Genomic DNA, 25,338 nt, shown 5'->3' with positions numbered 1-25,338 from the left:
CCATCTTGAGACCCCGTGCATTGACCTGGGCCCTGGCCCGACTGCTGATCGTCCTGCCGCTGTGGCTGCTGGGCCTGGTGCTGCTGCTGCTGGGCCTGGCGCTCTCGCCCTGGGGCACCGGCGTGCTGCTCGAGCAGGGCGCCAAGCGCGGGTTCTACGAGCTGGGCGGCGTGGAGGGCGCCCCGCTGGACCGCCTGGTGCTGCATGATCTTCGCCTGGAGGCCGGCGCGGCCCGTATCGCCCTGAGCCGCTTCGAACTGGCCTGGTCCGAGGAGTGCGTGCTGCAGGGCCGGCTGTGTCTCGACCGGCTGGCCGTGGAGGGCGCCGATATCCGCCTGGCCGGCTCGGACGCCGAGCCGGAGGGGGAGGCGCAGGAGGAGGCCGGCGCGCCCCTCGAGGAGGTCCAGCTGCCCTTCCCGGTGGAACTGCGCGAGCTGTCGCTGAGGGATGTGACCCTGCAGCTCGCCGACGGCACCCGGCTGACCTGGGCCTCCTTCACCACCGGCCTCCGGGCGGAGGAGGGCACCCTGGCCCTGCTGCCCACCCGGCTGGCCGGCACGCGCCTGACCCTGCCGCTCTCGGCGGGCACTCGCCTGGCCCTGAGCGAGGCCGAGCAGGAGGGTCCGCGGCTCACGGCGGCGGCCATCGATGCGGCCATCGCCGTTCGCTCACCGCTGCCGGCCGGAGCCGCCGCCGAGCTGGAGGGGCTCGCCGACCTGCCGCTGGAGGAACGGCCGCGACGCGTGCTCCCCGAGGTGACCCTGCCCATGGCGGTGGAGGTGCCGGAACTCGCCATCGAGGACTTCGCGATTGCCGGGTCGGTCGAGTATGGCGTGGAGCAGCTGCTGCTGCGCCTCAGCGCCCGCGGCCAGGAGGTCGAGATCGACACCCTGGCGGTGGCCACCGCCGATGCGGATGCCGAGCTGAAGGCCCGCGTGGCGCTTCGCGACGACTATCCCCTGGAGGCCCGGCTGGCCGCCGACCTCTACCTGCCGGAGCGGATGCCGGCGCTGGAGGGGGAGCGCATCGAGCTCGCCCTGGCCGGCAGCCTGGCCGACCTCGAGGTCGACCTGGTCACCCGGGGGCCGGTGGAAGCCCAGCTGGTGGCCCGACTCGACGCCCTCGACCCGACCCTGCCGTTTACCGCCTCGCTGCAGAGCGATGCCCTCCAGTGGCCGCTGCCCGGGGCAGAGGCCACGCCGGCCGGCGAGGGGGAAGTCACGCCGGACCCGACAGAAGACGAGACGGCGCCGGTTGGGCCCGAAGAAGGTGCAAGCGAGCCGTCCACCGAGCCCTGGCAGGTCGAGGCACTCGCGGTGCATCTGGAGGGCAGCCTGGTGGACTACCGCAGCCGGGTGTCGCTCACTGCCCGGGGCCCGTCCCTGCCGCCCACCGACCTGCTGCTCAGTGGCAGCGGCGACCTCGAGCACTTCCGCTGGTCACCGCTGACGGTCAACCAGCAGGGCGCCGTGCTGGTCAGCCGCGGCCAGGCCGCCTGGCGTGACGGCCTCGACGTAAAGGCCACGCTGTCGCTTGATAACCTGGACCCCGGCCGCTTCGTCGAGGGCCTCGACGGTCGCCTGGGCGGCGGCGCCGAGCTGTCCTTCGTCAAGGACGAGGCGGGCTGGCGACTCGAGGTGCCGGGGCTGGATCTCCAGGGCGTGCTCGATGACCGGCCGCTGAGCCTCGAGGCCGTCCTCGCCGGGGACAGCGAGATGCGCTGGGACATCGAGACCCTGGACTTCCGCCAGGGCGCCAACCGGGTCAGCGTGGCCGGGCAGGTGACCCGCGGGGCCCTGGACCTGGCTGGCGACCTGGACATGCCTGCGCTGGAGAGTCTCTACCCCGGTCTCGGCGGGACCCTGGCCGGACGCTTCACCACGGCGGGCAGCCTGGAGGCGCCGGAGCTCGATCTCGCGCTGACCGGCCGCTCGCTGGCCTTCGCCGGCAATGCCGTGGAGGCGCTCGACCTGACGGCCCGGGTCGCCGGCCTGGAGGACCCCGACCTGGCGCTGGCCCTGGAGGTCAGCCGCCTCGAGGCCGGTGGCCAGCGTCTCGACGCCCTCACCCTGGACCTCGACGGGCGACTCTCCGAGCACGTCCTGCGCCTGGCCGCCGAGGGCGGCGACCAGATGCCGCTGTCGCGGCTGGCCCTGGCCCTGGAGGGCGGGCTCGACGGCGCCCGGGAACGCTATCGGGGGGCCCTGACACCGCTGGAGGTCGACAGCGATTTCGGCGATATCCGCCTCGCCGAGGCGCTGACCTTCGACGCTGACCTGCCCGCCGGCTCGGCGCGGGTGGCCCCCTTCTGCCTGACCCGCCGCCAGGGTGGCGAGCTGTGCCTGACCGAGCCGCTGGAGGCCTCGGCAGATACCGGTCGGGCCGTGCTCGAGATCCGCGACCTGCCCATGGACCTGGCGGATGCCGCCATGCCGCCGGGATGGCGGATCAGCGGCGAGAGCGGCGGCACCCTGGCGGCCGGCTGGTCCGAAGGCGGGGCGCGCTGGCAGCTGGACGCCGACCTCGACAGCCGCGCCGAGGTCACCGGCGAGGACGCCTATGGTCGGCCCTGGTCGGTCCCCGGCACCACGCTGGAAGTGGCGCTGGAGGCCAGCGAGGCGCGAGCGGACCTCGACCTCGAGCTGGGCCTGGCCGAAAGCGGCGAGCTGCGCCTTGCCCTGGCCATCGACGAGCCGCTGGGGGAGGGCGTGCTCGACGGCCGGCTGCTCCTCGATGACCTGCGCCTGGCCCCCTATCGGCCCCTGGCGGCCGGCCTGGAGACCCTGGAAGGGGGGCTCGACGGCGACATCCGCATCGGCGGCACCCGCGAGGCGCCCCGACTGGATGGCCGGCTCGCCCTGGCCGGACTCAGGGCCGGCGGCCTGGACCTGCCGCTGGAGGTGCGCGACGGGGAGCTGGTCGTGGAGCTGGCCGGCGATCGGGCCGACATCGACGGCTTCCTGGCCGCCGACGAGGGGCGCCTGGAGATCGCGGGCAACGCGCGCTGGCCGGCGTCGGGGAGCTGGCAGGCCGCCGTCGATCTACAGGCCGTCGATGACCCCCTGCTGGCGGTGCTGCCGGAGTTCGGGCGCCTGCGCCTGGCCCCCGACCTGAGGGTCCGTGCCACGCCGGAGCGGCTGCGGGTGCGCGGGACGGTCGAGATCCCCTGGGCGCGGCTCGAGGCCGGCGAGGTGCCCGACTCGGCCATGGCGCCGAGCCCGGACGAGGTGATCATCACCGAGGAGCAGGACCGTCGGGCCGCCGAGGCGCAAGACGCCGCAGAAGCAGACGGCGAGCCCGGCGAGTCCACCGCCGAGGCCATGGCCCGCGCCGGCATGGCCACCGACATCCTGATCACCCTCTCCCTGGGGCCGGACATGCAGTTGGAGGCCTATGGCCTGGAATCGGGGCTCTCGGGCAACCTCGAAGTGCGCCAGCAGAACGGGCCGGTCCAGCTGTTCGGCGACGTCAGCCTGGTCGACGGTCGCTTCCGGGCCTTCGGCCAGGACCTGCTGATCCGAGAGGGGATCATCTTCTTCAGCGGTCCCCCGGGACAGCCGCTGCTCGACTTCGAGGCGATCCGCAATCCTGCGGCGACCCAGGACGAGGTGATCGCCGGCCTGCGCGTCACCGGCTCGGCCAGCGCCCCGACTCTGGAGATATTCTCGGAACCGTCCATGGACGAGGCCAGCGCGCTCTCCTACCTGCTGCGCGGCCGCGCTCCGGACAGCAGCGGTGGCGCCGACGGCGCCCTGACCTCGGCGCTGATCGGCATCACCCTGGGGCGGACCGGCGGCGCCGTGGGCGCCATCGGCGAGGCCTTCGGCATCTCCGATCTGACCCTCGACACCGCCGGTGCGGGGGAGGAGAGCCAGGTGGTGGTCACCGGCAACCTCACCGAGCGCCTGAGCATCGGCTACGGGGTGGGGGTCTTCTCGCCCATCGCCGAGCTCACCCTGCGCTACCAGCTGTGGCGCAGCCTCTATCTCGAGGCGGTCTCGGGGGCGGCCCAGGCGGTCGACCTGGTCTACCGTATCAGCCTGCCGGGCAACCCCCCGAGCCCATGACACGACCCCGCCATGCCAGGCGGACAATCCACCGGACGATGGAGCCCCACCCATGCCACTGCATCCCGACCACGCGCCCCAGGGGCGCGACACGCCGCTGCCGATCAGCGGGACCCACCTGGTCAACGGCCAGGCCATGCAGCCCCCCTGGCCCGAGGGCATGGAAGAGATCGTGCTGGGCCTGGGCTGCTTCTGGGGAGCCGAGCGGCTCTTCTGGGAGCTGCCGGGCGTGCACGTCACCGCGGTGGGCTACGCCGGCGGCGTGACCCCGAATCCCACCTACGAGGAGACCTGCAGCGGACGCACCGGCCATGCCGAGGTGGTGCGGGTGGTCTTCGACCCCCGCCGGGTCGACCTGGAGACCCTGCTGCGGGTGTTCTGGGAGGCCCATGACCCGACCCAGGGTCACCGCCAGGGCAATGACATCGGCAGCCAGTACCGCTCGATCATCCTCACCACCACCCCTGGCCAGCGCGAGGCGGCCGAACGCAGTCGCGAGGCCTACGGCGAGGCGCTGTCGCGCAGCGGCACGGGCCCCGTGACCACCGAGATCGAGCCCCTCGAGGCCTTCTACTACGCCGAGGAGTACCACCAGCAGTACTTGGCGAAGAACCCCGGGGGCTACTGCGGCCTGAAGGGGACCGGCGTCAGCTGCCCGATCGGCTGATCGCCTGCCCCGTGGACCAGCCCGCCAGCCCCTCGGGGCGCCCCCACGCCTCGAGCTGGCGGGCGACCCGGCGGGCCAGCCAGGAGTGCAGGCCTCCGCCGCGCCACTCCACGAAGCCCACATGGCCCCCCTGGCGGGCGAGCTCCACGCGCACTGAGGGGGAGGGCGCCGGCAGCCTCTCGAACAGCGCCGGCGGCATGAAGGGGTCGTCGTCGGCATGCAGGATCAGCATCGGCAGCTCGACCTCGCCGAGCAGGCGGCCGGCGGAGGCGCGGCGGTAGTAGTCCTCGGCGCCGCCGAAGCCGTGCAGGGGGGCCGTCACGGCCTCGTCGTAGGCGCGCAGGCTCGCCAGGGCGTCGAGCTCCCGTGGCGAGAGCGAAAGCGGCAGCTCGCCACGGGCCAGGCGAGGGGCCATCTTGCGCTTCAGCGAGCCGAGCAGGTGTCGCTCGTAGATCCGGGCGAAGCCATGGCGCAGGGTGTCGGCACAGGCCGAGAGCTCCAGCGGCGCGCTGATGACGATGGCGCCGGCCAGGTCGAGCCCGTCGCCACCCTGTTCCGCGACGAGCTTGACCAGCATGTTGCCCCCCAGGGAGACCCCGGCGGCGACCTTGAGGGCGCGGGGATAGCGATGGGCCAGCTGGCCGATCAGCCAGTAGGCATCTGCGGTGTCGCCGCTGTGGTAGGCCCGGGGCTGGCGATTGGGCATGGCCCCGCAGCCGCGAAAGTGCATGAGCAGCGCACGCCAGCCGAGGCCAGCGGCGGCGTGCAGCAGCTGGCGGGCATAGGGCGATGCCAGCGAGCCCTCGAGCCCGTGGAAGAGCAGCAGGATGGGCGCGTCGGCCCGGTCAGGCTGCGGTCGCGCCCAGGCCAGCTCGACGAAGTCCCCGTCCGGCAGCTCGAGGATCTCGGTGTCGGCATCGACCGCCGGTCGCGGCAGGCAGCGGGGCAGCAGGGTCTGGACGTGCCGGTTGGAAAGCCCCGGGGGCGGGCGGAAGTCGGCAGCGTGCCAGGTCGCGTCCATCGGCGGGTCACTCGGGCGGGGTCAGGTTGTCATGGCCGGTGGGTGTGATCACCAGGTTGTCCTCGATGCGGATGCCGCCGTGGTCGGCCAGGCGCTCGACCCGCGGCCAGTCGATGTCGCGGCCCGCCGCGCCCTCCCTGAGCGGAGCCAGCAGCATGGGGATCACGTAGAGTCCGGGTTCCATGGTGACCACCATGCCGGCCTCCAGTTCCCGGGTCAGGCGCAGGGCGGGGTCTGCCTCGGGCGGCGGCAATGGCCGCCCCGCACCGTCCGCCCGGCCGGCCACGTCATGGACCTGCAGGCCCAGCGAATGGCCCAGGCCATGGGGACAGAAGGCCCGGGTGATGCCCTGGTCCACCGCCGCCTCGGGCGTGCAGTGCACCAGGCCCTGGTCGGCCAGCAGCTCTCCCAGGCCCCGGTGCATGCGCCGGTGCAGCGCGACATAGTCGACCCCTGGCGCCAGCTCGCCGATCAGCTGGCGTTGCAGCGACGTGACCCCCTCGATCAGCGCCGCGAAGGCGGGGACGGCATCGGGCCCCGCCCAGGTGCGGGTGATGTCGGCACAATACCCGCGCTGGCGATGGCCGGCGTCGAGCAGCAGGCTGTGCCGCCTCAAGGGAGGGACGCTGTCGTAGTGCTGGTAGTGCAGCACGCCGCCGTGGGCGTTGAGCCCGACGATGCTGGCATAGGGCAGGGCCGTCTCGCGCTGGCGGGAGGCGCCCAGGTAGGCGAGCTGGATATCGAGCTCGGCGCCACCGTCCAGGAACGTATCCCGTGCGGCGCGATGGCCGGCCATGGCCTGCCGGTTGGCGTCGCCCAGGCAGGCGATCTCGTAGTCGCTCTTGCGGACGCGGCCCTCGTCCAGCGCACCCACCAGGGCCGGAGGGTTGCGGTCGGCACCGAGCGCCTCGGCGAGCGTCGCCGACACGTCACCGAGCACGGCGAAGCGACCGGCCGGCAGGGCCGGCGGGGCATCGTCGCGGCCCATCTCGATGTCGAAGGTCTCCACCCAGGCCTCGTCGGGCAGGTGGGCCGGCAGGTGCCAGAAGTCGTCCGGGGCATGGACCTTGAGCCTGGGTCGCTGGCCCGGCTGGATCAGCAACCAGCTGCGTGCGAGGTCGGCCTGGCCGGTCCAGTGCATGAAGTGGCCATAGGCGGCGAAGCTCGCCTCCTGGTCGTCGGCGAAGTGACGGCGGGGGTGGCCGCTGTAGAGCAGGACGCCGTCGAGCCCGAGGCGCGTGAGCACCTCGCTGTAGGCCCGTTGCAGGGACGCCAGGTGGTGGCGTTGCAGGGGGGCGAGCCGTGAGGGCGTGACAGGAGCGGTCATGGGGACTCCGGTGAGGGGATCGGCGTGTAACGGGGATGGGCGGCGCCGCCGGCGAGCGCCTCCCAGAGGGCCTCCAGGACGACAGGGCCGTGACCGCGCCGGCGGAAGAGGCGGATCTCGAGAGGCACCTCCCAGCGCGCATCGCCGGCCCGCACCAGGCGGCCGGCGGCCAGGTCGTCGCGCACGGTGCGTTCGGGCAGCCAGCCGAGGCCATAGCCCAGGCCGACCAGCTCGCGGATGTTGCCGCTCTGGATGCTCTCGTGGAGCACCCTGAAGCGCGGTGCCCCGGGCAGCTCATCCAGGTGGCTGCGCAGGGCCAGGTCGATCAGCCCGCGGGGATGGTAGGCGATCAGTGGCAGGGTGAAGCGGGCCCCGGCCTGAAGCGCGAAACGCGGGCGGCCGTCGGCCTCGGGCAGCGAGGTCGGGATCATTCGCTCGTGGCCCAGGCAGTGATGGGCGAGCCCCTCGGTCTCGGGCATGAGCGGGCAGGCGCCGGCCGGCCAGTAGCAGAGGACCAGGTCGCACTCGTCGCGGGCCAGGGCCTCGAAGAAGTCGCTGGCCAGCCAGCCGGTGGCACGCAGGTAGGGCGTCAGCGGGGGCGGCGAGGCCCAGCCGGCGAGCCACCCGGGGAGGAAGTGCGCCAGCAGGCTCTGCGGCGCCGCCAGCCGCAGCTGTCCGGCCTGTTCCTCGGCCAGGTGAACCAGCCGCTGCCGGGTCGCCGCCACCCGTCGGGTGACCTCCTGGCAAAGGCCGAGGAACTCCTCCCCGGCCGGTGTCAGCGACAGCGGCAGGGTCTGGCGATTGACCAGGGTGGTGCCCATCTCCTCCTCGAGCAGCTTGATGCGTCGCGAGAAGGTCGGCTGGGTGACGTTCTGCTCCTCCGCCGCCCGGGAGAAGTGCTGGGTCCGGGCCAGGGCGATGAAGTCTTCCAGCCAGCGCAGTTCCATGTCGGTCCTCGTGCGTGCCGCGGCCGTGTCTCGGCCCCGGCATTGTGCCATAGCGTGGCGGGCCTCAGTCGATGCGCCCTTCCTCCACCGCGTGACAGGCGACCTGGCCGCCGTCGGCGGTGGCGATCAGCGCCGGGATCTCGCGCCGGCAGCGCTCATCGGCATGGGGGCAACGGCCGTGGAAGACGCAGCCCGAGGGCAGGTTGACCGGCGTGGGCACTTCCCCCTCCAGGCGGATGTGCTGGGGCCGGTCGTCCTCCAGGCGCGGAATCGCCGACATCAGGGCCTGGGTGTAGGGGTGTCGCGGCCGGGCGAAGAGCGTCGCCGTCGGGGCCACCTCGCAGACTCGCCCCAGGTACATCACCGCGACCCGGGTACCGAAGTGCTCGACCACCGCCAGGTCATGGGTGATGAACAGGTAGGTCAGGTTGCGCTGCTGCTGGGCCTCCATCAGCAGGTTCAGCACCTGGGCCTGGATCGACACGTCCAGCGCCGAGATCGGCTCGTCGGCGACGATGAACTCCGGGTCGACGGCCAGGGCGCGGGCGATGGCGATGCGCTGACGCTGGCCGCCGGAGAACTCGTGGCCGTAGCGTGCCCCCCAGTCGGCCGCGATGCCCACCGAGGCCATCACCTCGGCCACCTGCTGCTTGACGCGCTGAGGTGACCAGTCCGGGTGGTGCAGCCGAATCGGTTCCTCCAGGGTCTGCTGGATGGTCATCCGCGGATTGAGCGAGGCATAGGGGTTCTGGAAGATCATCTGCATGCGCCGGCGGTAGGGCATCAGCGCCTTGTGGGAGAGGTCGTCGATGCGCTGGCCGTCGTAGCGGATCTCGCCGGCACTGGGGTGGAGCAGGCCCATCACGGTGCGGGCCACCGTGGACTTGCCGCAGCCGGACTCGCCAACCACGCAGAGCGCCTCGCCGCGCTGGATATCCAGGTCGACGCCGTTGATGGCATGCACGTGCTTCTGCTCGCGGACGATCCGGCCCTTCCTGAACTTGAGCTGCTCGAGGAAATCCCCGGAGAGCGAGAAGTGCTTCTCCAGCCCGCGGATCTCCAGCAGGGGGCTGGCCGCCTCGGGGGCCTGGCCAGGGGCTTGGGCGGGGGCGGTGGAACTCATCAGCGAATCTCCTCGGCCGGGATGCGTTCGCGGTCGAGCATCTCGGCGACCATGTGACAGGCGACCCGGCAGTTGCCGGAGGTCACGAAACCGGGCACCTCGTCGATGCAGGCGCGGCGGGTGGTGCCATCGGCGCGCTCGACGAAGCCGCAGCGCGGGTGGAAGGCGCAGCCGCTCGGCAGGTTGTCCAGCGAGGGCATGCTGCCGGGGATCTGGTTCAGCCGGCTGCCCGGGGTGGCCATCTGGGGCAGGGCGTTGATCAGCCCCTGGGTGTAGGGATGCTGGGGGGCGTTGATGATCTCCCGGGTCGGACCCTGCTCGATCACTCGTCCGGCGTACATCACCAGCATGCGCTGGGTGACCTGGCTGACCACGCCCAGGTCGTGGGTGATCAGGATCAGGCCGACGTTGTGCTTCTCGCAGAGCTCCAGCAGCAGCGCCATGATCTCGGCCTGGATGGTCACGTCCAGCGCGGTGGTGGGCTCGTCGGCGATGATGATGTCGGGATCGAGCAGCAGGGCGATGGCGATGATCACCCGTTGGCGCATGCCGCCGGAGAGCTCGTGGGGATACTGGTCCAGGCGCGCCGCGGGCGAGGGGATCTGCACCTGCTCGAGCTTGCGCAGGGCGATCGCCCGGGCCTCGCGGGTCGAGATGCGCCGGTGGGCCTTGAGGCATTCGACCATCTGGTCGCCGATGGAGAGCACCGGGTTCAGGGTCATCATCGGATCCTGGAAGATCATCGACATGCGGTGGCCGCGGACATGGCGCAGCGCCCGGTCGCTCATCCGGGTCAGGTCCCGGCCGTCGAAGTGGATGCTGCCGCCGGCGATGTAGCCCGGCTTGGCGATCAGGTTGAGCAGGCTGAAGGCCGCCACCGACTTGCCGGCGCCGGACTCGCCCACGATCCCCAGGCGCTCGCCGCGCTCGAGGCTGAAGCTGACGTCACGCAGCGCCTGGACATCGCCGCGGCGAAGGGCGAAGCGCACGTCGAGATGGTTTACGTCGAGGAGTGCCATGGTTCAGCCCTTGTAGAGTCGCGGGTTGAGGACGTCGCGCAGCCAGTCGCCGAGCAGGTTGATCACCAGCACCAGCACCACCAGCACCAGGCCGGGGATGAGGGTGATCCACCAGGAGCCCGACTGCAGGTAGTCGAAGCCGGACTTGATCAGCGAGCCCAGCGACGGCTGCGTCTCGGGCATGCCGAGGCCCAGGAAGGAGAGCGCCGCCTCGGAGATGATGGCGTTGGCCACCTGGACCGTGGAGATGACGAAGATCGGCGACAGGGTGTTGGGCAGGATATGGCGGAACATGATCCGCCGGCTGGTGAAGCCCATCACCCGGGCCGCATCGACATACTCCTTGTGGCGCTCGGCCAGCACCGAGGCGCGCACCGTGCGCGCGTACTGGGGCCATTCGGCCAGGCCGATGATCAGCACCAGCAGCGGCACCGCATAGGCGCTGAAGGTGGCGCCGCCGAAGATTGCCTTGACCAGGGCGCCCACCACGATGGCCACCATCAGGGTGGAGAACGACAGCTGGATATCGGCCAGGCGCATCAGGAAGGCATCCACGCGACCGCCCAGGTAGCCGGCGAGCAGCCCGAAGCTGACGCCCAGCAGCGCCTGGAGGGCCACCGCACCGAAGCCGATGATCAGCGATACCCGGGCGCCGTAGAGAATCGTGGAGAGCAGGTCGCGGCCCTGGGCGTCGGTGCCCATCAGATAGGTCGGGTCGCTGCCCTCGACCCAGAAGGGCGGCAGCTCCGAGGCCATGATGTCGATCTGCGCCAGGTCATAGGGGTTCATGGGCGCCAGCCACGGGGCCAGCACCGCCACGGCGACCAGGGCGATGAAGACCACCAGGCTCAGCTGGGCGATCAGGTCACGCTTGAAGCTGTAGAGCAGGTAGGAGCCGCGAAAGCGCGACCAGCGGCTCGCCACCCGGGGGGTCGTGGTTGTCATGCGGGTTTCCCTGTCAGCTTGACGGTGGGGTTGACCAGGCCGTAGATCAGGTCGACCAGGGTGTTGGTGATCACGAAGATCAGCCCCACGATCATCAGGTAGGTAATGATCAGCGGCACGTCGGAACGCTGGATGGCATTGAGGAACATCAGCCCCATGCCCGGCCACTGGAAGACCGTCTCGGTGAGGATGGTATAGGCCACCAGGGTGCCGATCTGCACCCCGCCCATGGTGATCACCGGCAGCATGGTGTTCTTCAGCGCGTGCAGGAAGTAGATGCGGCGCAGCGAGATGCCCTTGGCGCGCGCGAACTTCACGTACTCGGACTGCAGCACCTCGAGCATCTCGGCGCGGATCAGGCGGATGAACAGCGGCAGCATGATCGAGGCCAGCGAGATGGCCGGCAGCACGAGGTAGGTGAGGCCCTCGAGGGAGGCAAAGTTGGTCGCCCAGGTGCCGAACACGGGCACCGGGTTGCCGCGTCCGTAGGCCGGCATCCCGCCCTCGGTACTGACCAGGTCGTTGAGCCAGGCCCCCCAGCCGGTATCGGCGGGGAAGGGCGACCATGAGACGCCGATGGCGAACAGCTGGATCAGCATGATGGCGGTGAGGAAGACCGGGATGGAGATGCCGATGATCGACACCCCCATGAAGAAGCGCGACAGCCAGGCCCGGGGCCGGATCGCGCTGTAGACGCCGATCGGCACCGAGAACAGCACGATCAGCAGGGTGGTGGCGAAGACCAGCTCGAGGGTCGCCGGCAGGTGGCGCAGGATCACCTCGGTGGTGGGCTGGTTGAAGATGTAGGAGTAGCCGAAGTCCAGCTGCAGGGCATTGCCCGCGAAGCGCAGGTACTGGACCAGGAAGGGGTCATTGAGGCCCAGCTGCTCGCGCAGGGCCTCGCGCTCGCTCTCGGGGACCGACTGGCCGACCATCTGCTGGATGGGGTCGCCCAGGTTGTCCTGGATCGCGAAGGCGATGACGCTGATGATGAACATCACCAGCAGGGCATGGAAGAAGCGCTTGATCAGGAAGGCGATCATGGCTGGCGTCCCGTGTGCAACACGCGGTGACGCACTCGGCTGGCGAGCGCGTCACAGGGGTCAGGTTTCGGATGGCCGGCCCGCGAGGGCCGGCGCGAGGGAGGCTTACTCGTCCTCGATGACCAGGTCCCCGAGGTAGGGGAAGTTCATCACGTTGAGGATGGGTTCGATCATGACGTTGTCCGCCGAGGCCCAGGCCAGGTCCTGCCAGTGCAGGGGCACCACGGCCGCCTCGTCATGCAGGGTCTGCTCGACCTGCTGCAGCATCTCGGCCCGCTTCTCGAGGTCGACCTCCAGGTTGGCCTCGGCCACCAGCTTGTCGAGCTCCGGGTTGCAGTAGTTGCCGGCGTTGTACTGGCCGGCACCGCTGTCGGCATCCGGGCAGGCCGTCAGGTACTCGTGAAAGTTGGCGCTGTCCTCGGTGTCGGCGTGCCAGCCGATCAGCATCATGTCGGCGGCGCGGTCGTCGTACTCGCCCCAGTACTGGGCCTTGGGCAGCGTCTTGAGGTCCACGGTGACGTTGATGCGCGCCAGCATGGCGGCCACCGCCTGGGCGATCTTGGCATAGCGGTTGTTGGGCGCCATCATGGAGATCTCGAAGCCGTCGGCGTAGCCGGCCTCTTCCATCAGCGCCTTGGCCTTCTCCAGGTCGTAGCGCGGCTCGAGACCTTCGACATGGCCGGCATAGCCTTGCGGTGAGAACTGCGCCGCCGGGGTGGCGAAGCCCTTCATCAGGCGATCGGCGATGCCCTCCTGGTTGACCGCATAGGCGAAGGCCTGGCGGACCCGCGGATCCTGGAACGCCTCGACGCGCTCCTGGTTCATGTGGAAGAAGATGATCCGCGTGCCGGACATGGTCACCAGCTTGACCTCCTCGTCCTCGCGAATCCGGTCCAGGTCGTTGGGCGGCACCGGGGCGATGAAGTCCACGTCGCCGGAGAGCAGGGCGGCCACGCGGGTGGCGTTCTCGCTGATCGGGGTGAGCACGATGTGCTCCACGTTACCGGGGGACTCCTCATCCCAGTAGCCGTCGAAGCGGTCGAACTCCATGCGGGTACCCTTCTGGTGCTCGACCACGGTGAAGGGGCCGGTGCCGGAGAGGTTGGCCGAGGCGAAGGAGTTGCCGTTCTTGACGATCTCGTCCTTGGGGTCGCCGTCCGCGTCGGTGCCGCTGTAGAACTCGCTGTCCAGCGGGAAGATGTAGGTGGCGAGATTGAGCAGCAGCGGGTAGGGCTCGGCGGTCTTGAACTCCACCGTGGTCTCGTCGACTGCGGTGACGTTCTCGATGGGCTCGAAGATCGCCTTGAAGTCCGGGCTGCGCTTGAGGCGCTCGACGGTCCAGACCACGTCCTCGGCGGTGAAGGCGTTGCCGCTGTGGAATTCCACCCCTTCACGCAGGGTCATGCGCAGGGTGGTGTCGTCGACCTGCTCCCAGCCGGTGGCCAGGCGCGGCTCGAAGGAGAGATCCTTGTTCCAGCGCACCAGGGGGTCGAAGGTCATGTGGGAGAGCTGGAGGATCCCCCCGGAGAGCTGCTCGTGGATGTCCAGGGATACCGGGTCGGCATCGTAGGCCATGCGCAGCGTGGTCTCGGCGCTGGCCACGGAGGGCAGCACGGCGGTGGTCATGGCGGCGCCGATCACGCTCGCCAGCAGGGTCTTCTTGAGAGTCATGTGTCGTTCCATGCCGGTTGACTTGTTGTTGGTGATGACCGTGAAGGTCCAGCCAACAACATAGTGACCCCGGGCATGGAGGCACAATCGAAATTGTGAGAGGGGCCATGCGCCCGGTGAATGAGCCTCGCCGGATGGGCCCTGGCTCAGTCTCCGGCAGGGGTGATGCGGTCGATGCGGTAGAGGGTGGCGACCTGGTCGAGACCGTGGACGCTGCAGTCGAGGTCGGAGACCCGGCCGTCGCTCAGCCCGTAGACCCAGCCATGCACGGAGAGCGACTGGCCACGCTGCCAGGCGCGCTGGACGATCTTCGTCCGGCAGAGGTTGTTGACCTGGGCCTCGACATTGAGCTCGCACATGCGATCGACCTGTGCCTCCAGGGGCAGCGCTTCCAGGGCACTGCGGTGGCGGCTGTAGAGCTCGCGGACCGAGTGCAGCCAGTAGTCGACCATGCCGCACTCGCCGCCGGCGACGGCCGCCCGCACGCCGCCGCAGCCGTAGTGGCCGACCACCATGATGTGGCGCACCTTGAGCACGTCCACGGCGAACTGCACCACCGAGAGGGCGTTCATGTCGTTGTGGTGGAGCAGGTTGGCGACGTTGCGGTGGACGAACACCTCGCCCGGCGGCAGGTCGATGATCTGGTTGGCCGGCACGCGGGAGTCGGAGCAGCCGATCCACAGGTAGTCGGGACTCTGCTGGCGGGCCAGGCGGGCGAAGTAGTCCGGGTCGTCCCGGCACATCTTCTCCGCCCAGCTGCGGTTGTTGGCCAGCAGTCTCTCGATCTCTTGTTTCATGGCGGGCTCCAGTAGGCATGGCAGGCAAGAACGGTCCCCCTTGTAACCTCGCCTGCCGAGGTGGTCAACCGCTCTCCCGGGGGGTCGCCTCGGCTGGTATGATCCGCCTCGAGATTCACCGACGGGCCGACACGGCTCGACCTTCGACAGGAGACTTGCGTGTCAGACTTCGACTATGACCTCTTCGTGATCGGGGCGGGGTCCGGTGGCGTTCGCGCTGCCCGCACCGCGGCCGCCACCGGCGCGCGGGTCGCCGTGGCGGAGGATCGCTACCTGGGCGGCACCTGCGTCAACGTGGGCTGCGTGCCCAAGAAGCTCTACTCCTATGCCGCCCACTTCCACGAGGCCTTCGAGGACGCCGGCGGTTTCGGCTGGCACCTGCCCGAGGCTCCGCGCTTCGAGTGGGCCACGCTGCGCGACAACAAGATCGGCGAGATCAAGCGGCTCAACGACATCTACGGTCGCCTGCTCGACACCGCCGGGGTGCGCCTGATCAACGGCCGCGCCAAGGTGCTGGATGCGCACCATGTCAGCGTCAACGACGAGACCCTGAGCGCGGCGAAGATCCTGGTCGCGGTGGGGGGCTGGCCCTGGGTGCCGGATTTCCCGGGCAACGAGCACGTGGTCGATTCCAACCGGGTCTTCGACCTCGAGGCCTTCCCCGAGCGCTTCCTGGTCCTCGGCGGCGGCTACATCGCCGTGGAGTTCGCCAGCATCTTCAATGGCCTGGGCAGCGATGCCCACCTGGTGTACCGCGGCGATCTGTTCCTGCGCGGCTTCGACCAGCAGGTGCGCGAATTCACCCGCGACGAGATGGCCAAGAAGGGCGTCCAGCTGCACTTCGAGGCCAATATCGCTTCGATCGAGAAGGTCGAGGAGGGGCTGAGGGTGAGCCTCACCAACGGCGAGCAGCTGGAGGTGGATGCGGTCCTCGCCGCCACCGGCCGCCGCCCCCATCTCGAGGGCCTGGGCCTCGACTGCCTCGACATCGCGCTGACCGACGGCGGCCACCTGCGCGTCAACGAGCGCTTCGAGACCTCGGTTCCCTCGATCCTCGCCATCGGTGACGTGACCGGTGGCCTCGAGCTGACCCCGGTGGCGCTCGCCGAGGCCATGCAGCTGGTCAGGTACCACTTCGACGAGGCCGAGCCGGCCGCGCTTGATTACCGCAACATCCCCACGGCGGTGTTCTGTCACCCCAACATCGGCACGGTGGGGCTCTCCGAGGAGCAGGCCCGCGAGGCGTGTGGCGAGATCCGCGTCTATGTCGCCGACTTCCTCCCCATGAAGCACACCCTCTCCGGCAGCAGCGAGCGCTGCCTGATGAAGCTGGTCGTCGATGACGCCAGCGACGTGGTGGTGGGGGCCCACATGGTGGGCGAGGAGGCCGGCGAGGTGATACAGGGCCTCGCCGTGGCCGTGCGCGCGGGGCTCACCAAGGCCGACTTCGATGCCACGGTGGGCATCCACCCCACCGGCGCCGAGGAGTTCGTCACCATGCGTGCACCGACCCGGCGCTGAGCCCCTTCCATGTCTCGGGCATCGCCGCGGGCCACCCGGAGGGGTGGCCCGCGGCGTTTCGGGCCACCGACGTCATCGGAATTTGCGCGAGATACCCCGTACTTCTAGTTCGGGTAGGGATAGCGCGTCGTCCGCCAGGACGACCCTGTTCTCGCTGCCTCCTTCTCAGGTGGTTGCTATCTATGCATGTTTATTTATACAGTAATAGGCATGACGAAACGTGCCTACAAATATCGTTTCTACCCGACGCCAGAACAGGAGCAACTCCTGGCCAGGACGTTTGGGTGTGTGCGTTTCGTCTACAATGCGGTGCTTCGCTATCGCACCGATACCTTTCGCGAACGCCGAAAGAAGATCGGCTACGTGGCGGCGAACGCGGAGCTGTCGCGGATGAAGAAAGCTGAAGACACCGCCTTCCTCAATGAGGTCAGCTCGGTCCCGCTTCAGCAGTGCCTGCGCCATCAGCAGACCGCCTTCAAGAACTTCTTCGAGGGCCGCGCCCGCTACCCGAACTTCAAGAGCAAGCGACACCGCCAGTCGGCGGAGTTCACGCGCTCGGCGTTCAAGTATCGGGATGGTCAACTGTTCCTGGCCAAGTGCCAGGCGCCGCTGCCGGTACGCTGGAGCCGTGAACTGCCCAGCGAACCGACCACTGTGACTGTGTCGAAGGACTCGGCGGGGCGCTACTTCGTTAGCTGCCTGTGCGAGTTCAACCCCGAGACGCTGCCCGTCACGCCTAAGATGGTGGGCATCGACCTCGGCCTGAAAGACCTGTTCGTCACCAGCGACGGGCATCGAATCGGCAATCCCCGTCATACGGCGAAATACGCGACCCGTCTTGCCAAGGCACAGCGTCGGCTGAGCAAGAAGACGCTCGGCTCGAAGAACCGTGCCAAGGCCCGGCAGAAAGTGGCGCGCCTTCACGCCAAGATCTCCGATTGCCGGAAGGACCGCTTGCACAAGCTGTCCCGACAGATCGTCAACGAGAACCAAGTGATCTGCGTCGAGTCCCTGAAGGTGAAGAACATGCTGCGCCACCCTCGGTTGGCCAAGTCGATCAGCGATGCGGGCTGGGGCGAGTTTGTCAGGCAGCTGGCGTACAAGGCGGCCTGGGCAGGCCGGCAACTGTCGGCCATCGACCCGTGGTATCCCTCCTGCAAGCACTGCTCCGCCTGCGGGCATGTGATGCCCGAGATGCCGTTGCAGGTTCGCGCCTGGACGTGTCCCGAGTGCGCCGCTGAACACGATCGCGACATCAACGCCGCGATCAACATCAAAGCCGCCGGGCTGGCGGTGTTAGCCCTTGGAGAAAATGTAAGCGGCATGGAGCCCGTCTCCGTGTCCGGTTCTCGGTGAATTGGGAATCCTCTCCCTTCAGGGAGAGGAGCAGTCAACGGAGTGGGCTATTATCAAAGAGGAGCGGCTCGACTGGCGGGAGCGGATAGCCCAGCATAATTTTCCATTATGGATCCGTGTCGCCAGGATAATCATGGTTTTGAATTGCCGATAAGCCGCTGTTATACTCCCTCCAAATTCGCTACAGCGAACCATGACAATGAACGCAACCACCGAGCCCTTCACACCCTCCGCCGACCTGGCACGCCCCACCGTGGCGGACGCCGTGGTCGGTCACGAGGCCTATCCGCTGTTCATCCGCAAGCCCAACCCCGATGACGGCTGGGGCATCTACGAGCTGGTCAAGTCCTGCCCCCCGCTGGACGTCAATTCCGCCTATGCCTACCTGCTGCTGGCGACCCAGTTCCGCGACAGCTGTGCCGTGGCCACCAACGAGGAGGGTGAGATCGTCGGTTTCGTCTCTGGCTACGTGAAGAGCAACGCCCCGGACACCTACTTCCTGTGGCAGGTGGCGGTCGGCGAGAAGGCGCGCGGCACCGGCCTGGCCCGGCGCCTGGTGGAAGCCGTGATGACCCGCCCGGAGATGGCCGAGGTCCACCACCTAGAGACCACCATCACCCCCGACAACCAGGCCTCCTGGGGCCTGTTCCGGCGGCTTGCCGAACGCTGGCAGGCACCGCTCAACAGCCGCGAGTACTTCTCCACCGACCAGCTCGGTGGCGAGCACGACCCGGAAAACCTCGTGCGCATCGGCCCCTTCCAGACCGATCGCATCTGAGCACCCCCGTTTCTTCTCGCGCCTGCTGCGCCTGGCGGCAGGTGTCCCCACACCCGTCAGCCGCGCTCGCGCGTCCTGATCCCTTTCTATTGCCAACAGGAGGTCGCACATGCAGACCCAGATCCTCGAACGCATGGAGTCCGAAGTCCGGACCTATTCACGCTCCTTTCCGGTGGTCTTCACCAAGGCCCGGAATGCGCGCCTGACCGACGAGGAAGGCCGCGAGTACATCGACTTCCTGGCCGGTGCCGGCACCCTGAACTACGGCCACAACAACCCGCACATCAAGCAGGCGCTGCTCGACTACCTGGCCGAGGACAACATCATCCATGGCCTGGACTTCTGGACCGCCGCCAAGCGGGACTACCTCGAGGCCCTCGAGGAGGTGATCCTCAAGCCGCGCGGGCTGGACTACAAGGTCCAGTTCCCCGGACCGACCGGCACCAATGCCGTCGAGGCGGCCATTCGCCTGGCGCGCAATGCCAAGGGCCGCCACAACATCGTCACCTTCACCAACGGCTTCCACGGCGTGACCATGGGGGCGCTGGCCACCACCGGTAACCGCAAGTTCCGCGAGGCCACCGGCGGCGTGCCCACGGTCGGCGGGAGCTTCATGCCCTTCGACGGCTACCTGGGCGAGGGCGCCGACACTCTGGACTACTTCGAGAAGCTGCTCGGCGACAAGTCCGGCGGCCTGGATATCCCGGCGGCGGTGATCGTCGAGACGGTGCAGGGCGAGGGCGGCATCAATGTCGCCGGCCTCGAGTGGCTCAAGCGCCTCGAGGGGATCTGTCACGCCCACGACATCCTGCTGATCGTCGACGACATCCAGGCCGGCTGCGGCCGCACCGGCAAGTTCTTCAGCTTCGAGCATGCCGACGTCGTCCCCGACATCGTCACCAACTCCAAGTCACTCTCGGGCCTGGGCCTGCCGTTCTCCCAGGTGCTGGTGCGCCCCGAGCTCGATGTCTGGAAACCCGGCCAGTACAACGGCACCTTCCGCGGCTTCGCGCTGGCCTTCACCACCGCGGCCGCCGCGCTGCGCCAGTACTGGAGCGACGACGCCCTGGCCCAGGACGTGGCGCGCAAGGGCGAGGTGGTCGCCAAGCGCTTCCAGAAGATCGCCGGCATGCTCCGCGAGCTGGGCATCGAGGCCTCCGAGCGGGGTCGTGGCCTGATGCGCGGCATCGACGTGGGCAGCGGCGAGATTGCCGACAAGATCACCCACCAGGCCTTCGAGAACGGGCTGGTCATCGAGACCAGCGGCCAGGACGGCGAGGTGGTCAAGTGCCTCTGCCCGCTGACCATCACCGACGAGGAACTGGCAAAGGGCCTCGATATCCTCGAGACCAGCACCAAGCAGGCGCTTAGCTGATACGCTGAGGGGGTCGCCCTGAGGGCGACCCGGTCATCGACCGGTCGGCAGGGGCCGGCCGGTCCGTCACTGACACCACTGGAGAGACTCCATGATCGTTCGCAACCTCGAGGAAGCCCGCAAGACCGACCGCCTGGTCAAGGCCGAGAACGGCAACTGGGACAGCACCCGGCTGAGCCTGGCCGATGACGGCGGCAACTGCTCCTTCCATATCACGCGTATCTTCGAAGGCACCGAGACCCACATCCACTACAAGCACCACTTCGAGGCGGTCTACTGCATCGAGGGCGAGGGCGAGGTGGAGACCCTGGCCGACGGCAAGATCTGGCCGATCAAGCCGGGTGACATCTACATCCTCGACCAGCACGACGAACATCTGCTGCGCGCCAGCAAGACCATGCACCTGGCCTGCGTCTTCACGCCGGGCCTGACCGGCAACGAGGTGCACCGCGAGGATGGCTCCTACGCGCCGTCCGAGGCCGACGACAAGAAGCCGCTCTGATCGCCCAGCGCTGTCGAGAAGGTCCTGCGACGCCCCCGGCTCACGCGAGCCGGGGGCGTTCTCGTCAGGGGGCCCGCTCGAAGACGATGGTGATCTCGGCCAGGGTGACCCCGAACTTGCTCATGGCGGTCCGGTTGATCAGCCGCCCGTCGGGCTGCAGGTACATCCAGTCGTCCAGGGTGAAGGTGATCTCGCGTCCCGAGATCTCGACGGGCAGCCGGTAGCGCATGGTGAAGGCGTGGCCGGCCTGGCGCGCCTCCACCGTGCCCTCGACGTCATTGGCGCGGCCGATCCAGCGATCCTCGCCCTGGCGCTCGAAGGTCCAGACGCGGCGGTCGGTCTCGCCGTCGTCGTAGGTGAAGCGTTCGTCCAGGGTCAGGGTGTCGCCCTCGAGTCGCCCGTCGATCTCCACGGTGAAGCGGCGCTGCACCTCGCCGCGGTAGTCCTGCACCATGCCCCAGGCGCGGGTCCTGCCGTCGAAGTAGTCGCCGATGTCGAGGCGCGGCGTGGTGCCCGCGTAGCGCTCGATATCGACGCTGCTGCAGCCGGCCAGCAGCCCCAGGGAAAGCAGCAGCATGGCCAGGCGGAGAAGCCATTTCCTGTACATTTAGAGTTCCATTAAAAGGGTTTGTACAGGAAGGCTAGCGGATCAGCGACGCCGGCGCCATAGGCGCGGAGGCGTGACCGGAAGGGGCCAGATGACACGACACCGCCCGAGGGCCGAGGCCCGCCGGGCGGTGTCGTGTCATCTCGCGAGGGGCAACCCGTCACGCCTCCTGGTCGTGTTCCTCGCCATCCTCGTGCTCGCCGCGACCCTCGGGCGGGCCGCCGCCTTCCTCGCCATCCTCGTGGTCGTGCTCCTCGCCATCCTCGTGCTCGCCGCGCCCCTCGGGCGGGCCGCCCTGGCCGAAGCCGCGGTCGCGGAAGATATCGGATTCCGCCGAGTGGCCGCCGCGGGCCTCGCCGGTGCCGGCGCCCTTGCCCAGGCGCTTGCCCTGGCCCTGGCCGCCGCCACCGTGCTTGCCGCCCGAGCCGTGGTCATCCCCCTCGGCATGGGTGTCGGTATGATCGCTGTGCTGGGCCAGCAGGCGCTGGTCACTGGGCACCGGGGTGAAGGCGTCGGCCTGTGCGAGGCCGGCGGGCACCGTCAGGGCCAGGGCCAGCGGCAGCAGGCCAGCCATCAGGCGACGACGCAGGGCAGGGTAGTGCCATTCTTTCATGGATGCCTCCTGTCGAGACAGGAGCGGCCCCGCGTGGGGGCCGCCGTCTGCCATTGCCGGGTCGCGGTGACGCCTATTCGGCGTCGATGCCGTAGTCGTGGATGTACTCCAGCACCTGGACGGCGTCGTCGGCCTGCTGGGTGAAGACATCGATGCCGTTGGCGTCGTCCTCGATGGTCGGGACGGTGTTGAACACCACCTCGTCGAGCAGGGCCACCTCGGTGGGCTGGTAGTAGGTGGTGCCGTCGATCACGACCTCCTTGAGTACCGTGACCGTGATGTCGCCATAGAGGTCCTTGCGGCTGTAGGAGTAGCTGTCCGAATCGACCAGGGCGGAGAGCTCGTCGTCGAGGTCCACGAAGCTGGTGATGTTCATGATCTCGTCGACGGTCAGGTCGCCGTACTTGTCGGAGGCGGCCGAGAAGGCCGAGGCGGCAAGGGTCAGCACCACGTCGGCATCCACCGTCATGGTGAAGGTCTCGGCCGGATCATCACCCATGGGATTGGTGGTGATCGTCAGCTCGTAGCTCTCGGCATCCGGATCGCTGCCGGCGGCCTCGATCAGCGCCACGTAGAGGGCGAAGTTCTCCAGCGGTGAGTCGATGGTGGAGATGGTGCCATCGTCGTTGGTGACCAGCAGGCGACCGGAGTCATCGGTCATCTCGTCGAGGGTGTCGGCGGTGATGGTCTGGCCATCCAGCTTGGAGAGCAGCTCGGCCAGGGAGTGCTCGACCACGCTATCCGGCGAGCGCGCCACGTTGAGGCGACCGAACTCCACCGCGATGACGCCTTCCGGCATCTCGTAGTCGCCTTCCTCGACCTCCACCAGCTGGGTGTAGGTCTCGCAGGCCGCATCCAGGCAGGGCTGGATATTGCCGTTTTCATCAAGGATCGGCGTGCCGTCGTCGTCACGCAGGATGATGACGATATCGCCATAGTCGCCGCCCTTGCCGCTGTCCGGGCCGCCGCCGCTGCCGGCACCCTCCGGCTGGCCGCCGCGGTCGCTGCCGCTTCCACCCTGGCCCTGACCCTTGCCCTCCGGCGGGCCACCGGCGGCGTCATCGCGGAAGATATCGGACTCGAGCGAGCGGCCCTGGCCGCCGGCGCCGAAGCCGTTGCCCTTGCCCTTGCCGACGTTGAGCAGGTCGTCGCGACCGCCACCGTGGCCCTGGCCCTGCTGGGCCTCGGCGCTCTGGATGAAGAAGCCCGCCTCGGGCACGACGGCAGAACCGAGCATGGCGGCCCCCACCAGCGGCAGTACGGCCGCACCGGTCAGGGTGGCCAGGCGAGTGAGGGAGGGAGTCTTGCGTAACGTTGTCATGTCTAACTCCAGGAGTATCAGTCCAACCAACCGTGAACTGGTAGAGCTGTGGTTGCGGAGTGCCAGTAATCAAAGTATGGGCGCCTTACTGGAAAATGCTATTGATGCATATCAATATCCGATTCAATCATTAAAGAGGGGTGCACCGGTGCCGGACGGGGCCTCGGGCCCGCGTCCGACATGGCCTCGCCCAGGCCGCTCAGAAGCGGACGCTCATGCCCAGCCTCGCCTGGTTCTCCTCGCTGTCCAGGGTGTCGATGCCGGAGCCGTAGTCGACCTCGACGTCGTCATAGCGGGTATGGCTGACGTCCATGCGCAGGCGCAGACGCTCGCGCAGGGGCACCTCGATCCCGCCACCGAACTGCCAGCCCTGCTCTGTCTCGTCGAGCTGTACTCGCTGATCGCCACGCGCATAGCGGGTCTCGAAGTCCGTCCAGGCAGGGCCGCCGCGCAGGTAGAGGAGGGCGCCGCTGTCGATCACGTAGCCGGCGCGCAGGGCCAGGCTCAGGCTCGACTCGCGGTCCACCGAGTAGGTGCGGCCGGTGGGCTGGCGTTCGTGGTTCCAGGTCACGTCGCTGACCTCGGCCGCCAGCTCGCCCCCCAGGTAGAAGCGCTGGAAGGTCTGGCCATAGCCGACATGCAGGCCCGCCAGGACACCGGAGTCACCGAAGCGCGCCTCGAGTTCGGAGGTTTCGGTGCGCGGCGATTTGAGATCAGTGATCAGGCTGACGTAGCCGACCTGGCCGCCGAGATAGAGGCCGTCATGGGCCTCGGGTGCGGCCGAGGAACGCTGGCTGGCCTGGCGCCCGGGATGCCAGGCCAGCCCCAGGCGCATCCGGCTCTCCTCCTGGGCGAAGTCATCGCGCTCGCCGCCGACCCCGATGTCGAGGTCCTCGTAGTCGGTATAGCTGTAGTCCATGCGCAGCCCCAGGGCGGTGGAGAGCGGAACCTCCAGGCCACCGCCCAGGCGGCGCCCGTCCAGCCACTCCCTCTGGTCGTCATTCTCGCCCTCCTGTTCGAAGGCCAGGTCGAAGCGGCCGCGCACCAGCCCCAGGCGACCGTACACCTCGTTGTCGCCGGCCAGCAGGCGTCCGATGCGCAGCCCGGCACCGTATTCCCGCTGCTTCTCCACCGAGAAGTTGCGTCCACCGGAACGCTCGTGGGACCACTCGGTATCGGCCTCCTCGGCCTCGAGCTCCACGGCCAGGCGCCAGTCGCCGAGCGTGAGGGCGGGGCCACCGAAGAGCCCCAGGCTGCCGCCGGCATCGCGGAAGTCGGCGAGCAGGGTGCCGTTGGCGCCGCGGGGTCCGGCCTGGGCGGTACCGGTCTCGCCGTAGCCCGCCTGGAGGCCCAGGTAGCCATCAAGGAGCAGGTCGGTATCGCGGGCCGCGGCCAGCAGTTCGGCGTCCTCGTAGCCCCTGGCGAGCTGGGTGCCGAGGCTGACCATCAGGCGGTTATTGTCGAAGTCCTCGGCCGGGAGGCTGGAGTCGCGCTGCAGGAAGTCGTAGTCCATGCCGACGAAGAGGTGCGGATTGAGGTAGTGGCGCAGGCCGAGCCCGAGGTCCAGCAGGTTGTCGTTGCGCGCCACACCCTGGTAATCATGGTCGCTGTAGCTCGCCCGGGTGCTGAGGGTCAGGTCGGGGCGGATCGCGGTGGTCATCTGGACCCCTGCGCCGGTGCGCAGGTTGGCCGAGGCCCCGCGCACGGTGGTCTCCTGCACACTGCGGTCGAGCCGGGCGCTGACGCGCGTCGGGGAACCCGGGGGGCGCCAGGAGAGCTCGCCCCCCAGGTCCCAGGTACCGACGTCCTCGAGGTCGGGGGCGTCGTAGTCCTGCTCCAGCCAGCCGGCCAGCAGCTCGACATCGAGCGCCGGGGAGGGCTTGAGAAGCAGGCCCACGGCGGCGCTGCCGCCCTCGGAGTCGCGGTCGAAGCCGTCGATGTCCACGGCCTGGTCGTAGTCGCGCAGGTCCGCGGCGACCTGGAAGAAGGGTTCCCGGGAGGCGTCGAGGCGGTAGCCGAAACGCCCGCCGAAGGTGGCCTGGTCGCGGTCACGGTCGTCGTTCTCGATGCTCAGGCCATCCAGGGCGTCCACGTCCTGGAAGTCCAGGGTCTCGAAGGTGCCGCCGACGCGGCTGGTAATACGCCCGAACCGATGGTTGATCCCGGCAAAGATGCCCAGGCGATCATAGAGGGTCGGTTCCTCGCCGTTCACGGCGTCCGGCGAGGAGCGCTCCTCGTGGCCACGCGCCAGATTGACACCGCCGAACAGGCTGCCGTCCTCGCTGTAGGCATAGCGACCCTCGCTGCCGAGGCGCCAGTCAGTATAGTTCTCGTCCTGGTACTCCTGGTACTTGCCGCGCTCGGCGCTGCCGAAGGCACGGATCTCGTGGCGTTGCCCCTTGCCGACAAGCTCGGCGCGGGGCGAGACGGTGGTGATGGTATCGGAGGTGCGATTCTCGCGCTCGTAGAAGATGTTGTCGTTGTACTCGCTGCCCACCGTGACGCCCACATCATGGCTCCAGTCGGTCCCGTTACTGGCTTCCTGGGCCTGGGTGTGGCTGGCCGCCGACACTGCCAGCACCAGCGGCAGCAGGACGAACGCGGGTTGCCGGTTCCTTGTCTGCATCGTGATCCCCTT

The 25,338-nt window shown here is 68.9% G+C and carries 20 protein-coding genes; 7 read left to right on the top strand and 13 right to left on the bottom strand.

Annotation, left to right across the window (positions count from 1 at the left end; all coding sequences use genetic code 11):
• Nucleotides 1–5: 5 nt before the first annotated feature.
• Nucleotides 6–4,067 carry an autotransporter assembly complex protein TamB gene (tamB, locus tag DFP85_RS01310; protein ID WP_133634171.1) on the top strand — a complete coding sequence of 1,354 codons (4,062 nt, stop codon included), beginning with the start codon at nt 6–8 and terminating at the stop codon, nt 4,065–4,067.
• Nucleotides 4,068–4,119: 52 nt separating this feature from the next.
• Nucleotides 4,120–4,734: a peptide-methionine (S)-S-oxide reductase MsrA gene (gene msrA / locus DFP85_RS01305; protein ID WP_133634169.1), complete on the top strand. Its 615-nt coding sequence runs from the start codon at nt 4,120–4,122 to the stop codon at nt 4,732–4,734.
• Here msrA and DFP85_RS01300 read toward each other — a convergent pair.
• From DFP85_RS01300 to can, 9 genes are all read right to left on the bottom strand, one after another.
• Nucleotides 4,715–5,755 (bottom strand): hydrolase, encoded by a 1,041-nt coding sequence (locus tag DFP85_RS01300; protein WP_133634167.1) that lies wholly within the window; start codon nt 5,753–5,755, stop codon nt 4,715–4,717. The genes msrA and DFP85_RS01300 overlap by 20 nt on opposite strands.
• Nucleotides 5,756–5,762: 7 nt before the next feature.
• A complete protein-coding gene (gene pepQ, locus DFP85_RS01295) occupies nt 5,763–7,082 on the bottom strand; it encodes a Xaa-Pro dipeptidase (protein WP_133634165.1) in 1,320 nt (439 codons plus the stop codon).
• Nucleotides 7,079–8,029, bottom strand: a complete 951-nt coding sequence (locus DFP85_RS01290) for a LysR family transcriptional regulator (RefSeq protein ID WP_133634163.1) — start codon at nt 8,027–8,029, stop codon at nt 7,079–7,081. The genes pepQ and DFP85_RS01290 overlap by 4 nt, the downstream gene beginning before the upstream one ends.
• A gap of 64 nt (nt 8,030–8,093) precedes the next feature.
• Nucleotides 8,094–9,152: an ABC transporter ATP-binding protein gene (locus DFP85_RS01285; RefSeq protein WP_133634161.1), complete on the bottom strand. Its 1,059-nt coding sequence runs from the start codon at nt 9,150–9,152 to the stop codon at nt 8,094–8,096.
• Nucleotides 9,152–10,171, bottom strand: a complete 1,020-nt coding sequence (locus tag DFP85_RS01280) for an ABC transporter ATP-binding protein (RefSeq protein ID WP_133634159.1) — start codon at nt 10,169–10,171, stop codon at nt 9,152–9,154. Before DFP85_RS01280 ends, DFP85_RS01285 begins: the two co-directional genes overlap by 1 nt.
• 3 nt (nt 10,172–10,174) lie before the next feature.
• On the bottom strand, nt 10,175–11,116 hold the full coding sequence (locus DFP85_RS01275) for an ABC transporter permease (protein WP_133634157.1): 942 nt from the start codon (nt 11,114–11,116) through the stop codon (nt 10,175–10,177).
• The gene (locus DFP85_RS01270) at nt 11,113–12,159 is read right to left on the bottom strand and encodes an ABC transporter permease (protein WP_133634155.1); all 1,047 of its coding nucleotides are present in this window, start codon (nt 12,157–12,159) and stop codon (nt 11,113–11,115) included. Before DFP85_RS01270 ends, DFP85_RS01275 begins: the two co-directional genes overlap by 4 nt.
• A gap of 105 nt (nt 12,160–12,264) precedes the next feature.
• Complete coding sequence (locus DFP85_RS01265; RefSeq protein ID WP_133634153.1) at nt 12,265–13,830, bottom strand: ABC transporter substrate-binding protein; 1,566 nt, start codon at nt 13,828–13,830, stop codon at nt 12,265–12,267.
• Between the two features lie 146 nt (nt 13,831–13,976).
• Nucleotides 13,977–14,627, bottom strand: coding sequence for a carbonate dehydratase (gene can / locus DFP85_RS01260; RefSeq protein ID WP_133634151.1), 651 nt, complete (start codon nt 14,625–14,627; stop codon nt 13,977–13,979).
• A 159-nt stretch (nt 14,628–14,786) separates the two neighbouring features.
• Here can and gorA point away from each other — a divergent pair, with 159 nt between their 5' ends.
• The 5 genes from gorA to DFP85_RS01235 all read left to right on the top strand — a co-directional run bounded on the left by gorA (nt 14,787) and on the right by DFP85_RS01235 (nt 20,159).
• Nucleotides 14,787–16,148, top strand: a complete 1,362-nt coding sequence (gorA, locus tag DFP85_RS01255) for a glutathione-disulfide reductase (RefSeq protein WP_133634149.1) — start codon at nt 14,787–14,789, stop codon at nt 16,146–16,148.
• A 210-nt stretch (nt 16,149–16,358) separates the two neighbouring features.
• Nucleotides 16,359–17,504 carry an RNA-guided endonuclease InsQ/TnpB family protein gene (locus tag DFP85_RS01250; RefSeq protein WP_133634147.1) on the top strand — a complete coding sequence of 382 codons (1,146 nt, stop codon included), beginning with the start codon at nt 16,359–16,361 and terminating at the stop codon, nt 17,502–17,504.
• Between the two features lie 199 nt (nt 17,505–17,703).
• On the top strand, nt 17,704–18,282 hold the full coding sequence (gene ectA / locus DFP85_RS01245; protein WP_133634146.1) for a diaminobutyrate acetyltransferase: 579 nt from the start codon (nt 17,704–17,706) through the stop codon (nt 18,280–18,282).
• Between the two features lie 109 nt (nt 18,283–18,391).
• Nucleotides 18,392–19,657, top strand: a complete 1,266-nt coding sequence (gene ectB, locus DFP85_RS01240; protein ID WP_133634144.1) for a diaminobutyrate--2-oxoglutarate transaminase — start codon at nt 18,392–18,394, stop codon at nt 19,655–19,657.
• Nucleotides 19,658–19,748: 91 nt separating this feature from the next.
• The gene (locus DFP85_RS01235; protein ID WP_133634142.1) at nt 19,749–20,159 is read left to right on the top strand and encodes an ectoine synthase; all 411 of its coding nucleotides are present in this window, start codon (nt 19,749–19,751) and stop codon (nt 20,157–20,159) included.
• Between the two features lie 64 nt (nt 20,160–20,223).
• Here DFP85_RS01235 and DFP85_RS01230 read toward each other — a convergent pair whose 3' ends face one another.
• From DFP85_RS01230 to DFP85_RS01215, 4 genes are all read right to left on the bottom strand, one after another.
• A complete protein-coding gene (locus DFP85_RS01230) occupies nt 20,224–20,766 on the bottom strand; it encodes a DUF3833 domain-containing protein (RefSeq protein WP_133634140.1) in 543 nt (180 codons plus the stop codon).
• 160 nt (nt 20,767–20,926) lie between these two features.
• Nucleotides 20,927–21,379: a hypothetical protein gene (locus tag DFP85_RS01225; protein WP_133634138.1), complete on the bottom strand. Its 453-nt coding sequence runs from the start codon at nt 21,377–21,379 to the stop codon at nt 20,927–20,929.
• 73 nt (nt 21,380–21,452) lie between these two features.
• Complete coding sequence (locus DFP85_RS01220) at nt 21,453–22,700, bottom strand: hypothetical protein (RefSeq protein WP_133634136.1); 1,248 nt, start codon at nt 22,698–22,700, stop codon at nt 21,453–21,455.
• Nucleotides 22,701–22,899: 199 nt separating this feature from the next.
• A complete protein-coding gene (locus DFP85_RS01215; protein WP_166644566.1) occupies nt 22,900–25,326 on the bottom strand; it encodes an outer membrane beta-barrel protein in 2,427 nt (808 codons plus the stop codon).
• Between the last annotated feature and the right edge of the window lie 12 nt (nt 25,327–25,338).

Origin of the sequence: Halomonas ventosae (assembly GCF_004363555.1) — a bacterium.
In the GTDB taxonomy this organism is placed as follows: Bacteria; Pseudomonadota; Gammaproteobacteria; order Pseudomonadales; family Halomonadaceae; genus Halomonas; species Halomonas ventosae.
This window is presented reverse-complemented; position numbering and strand designations above follow the sequence as displayed.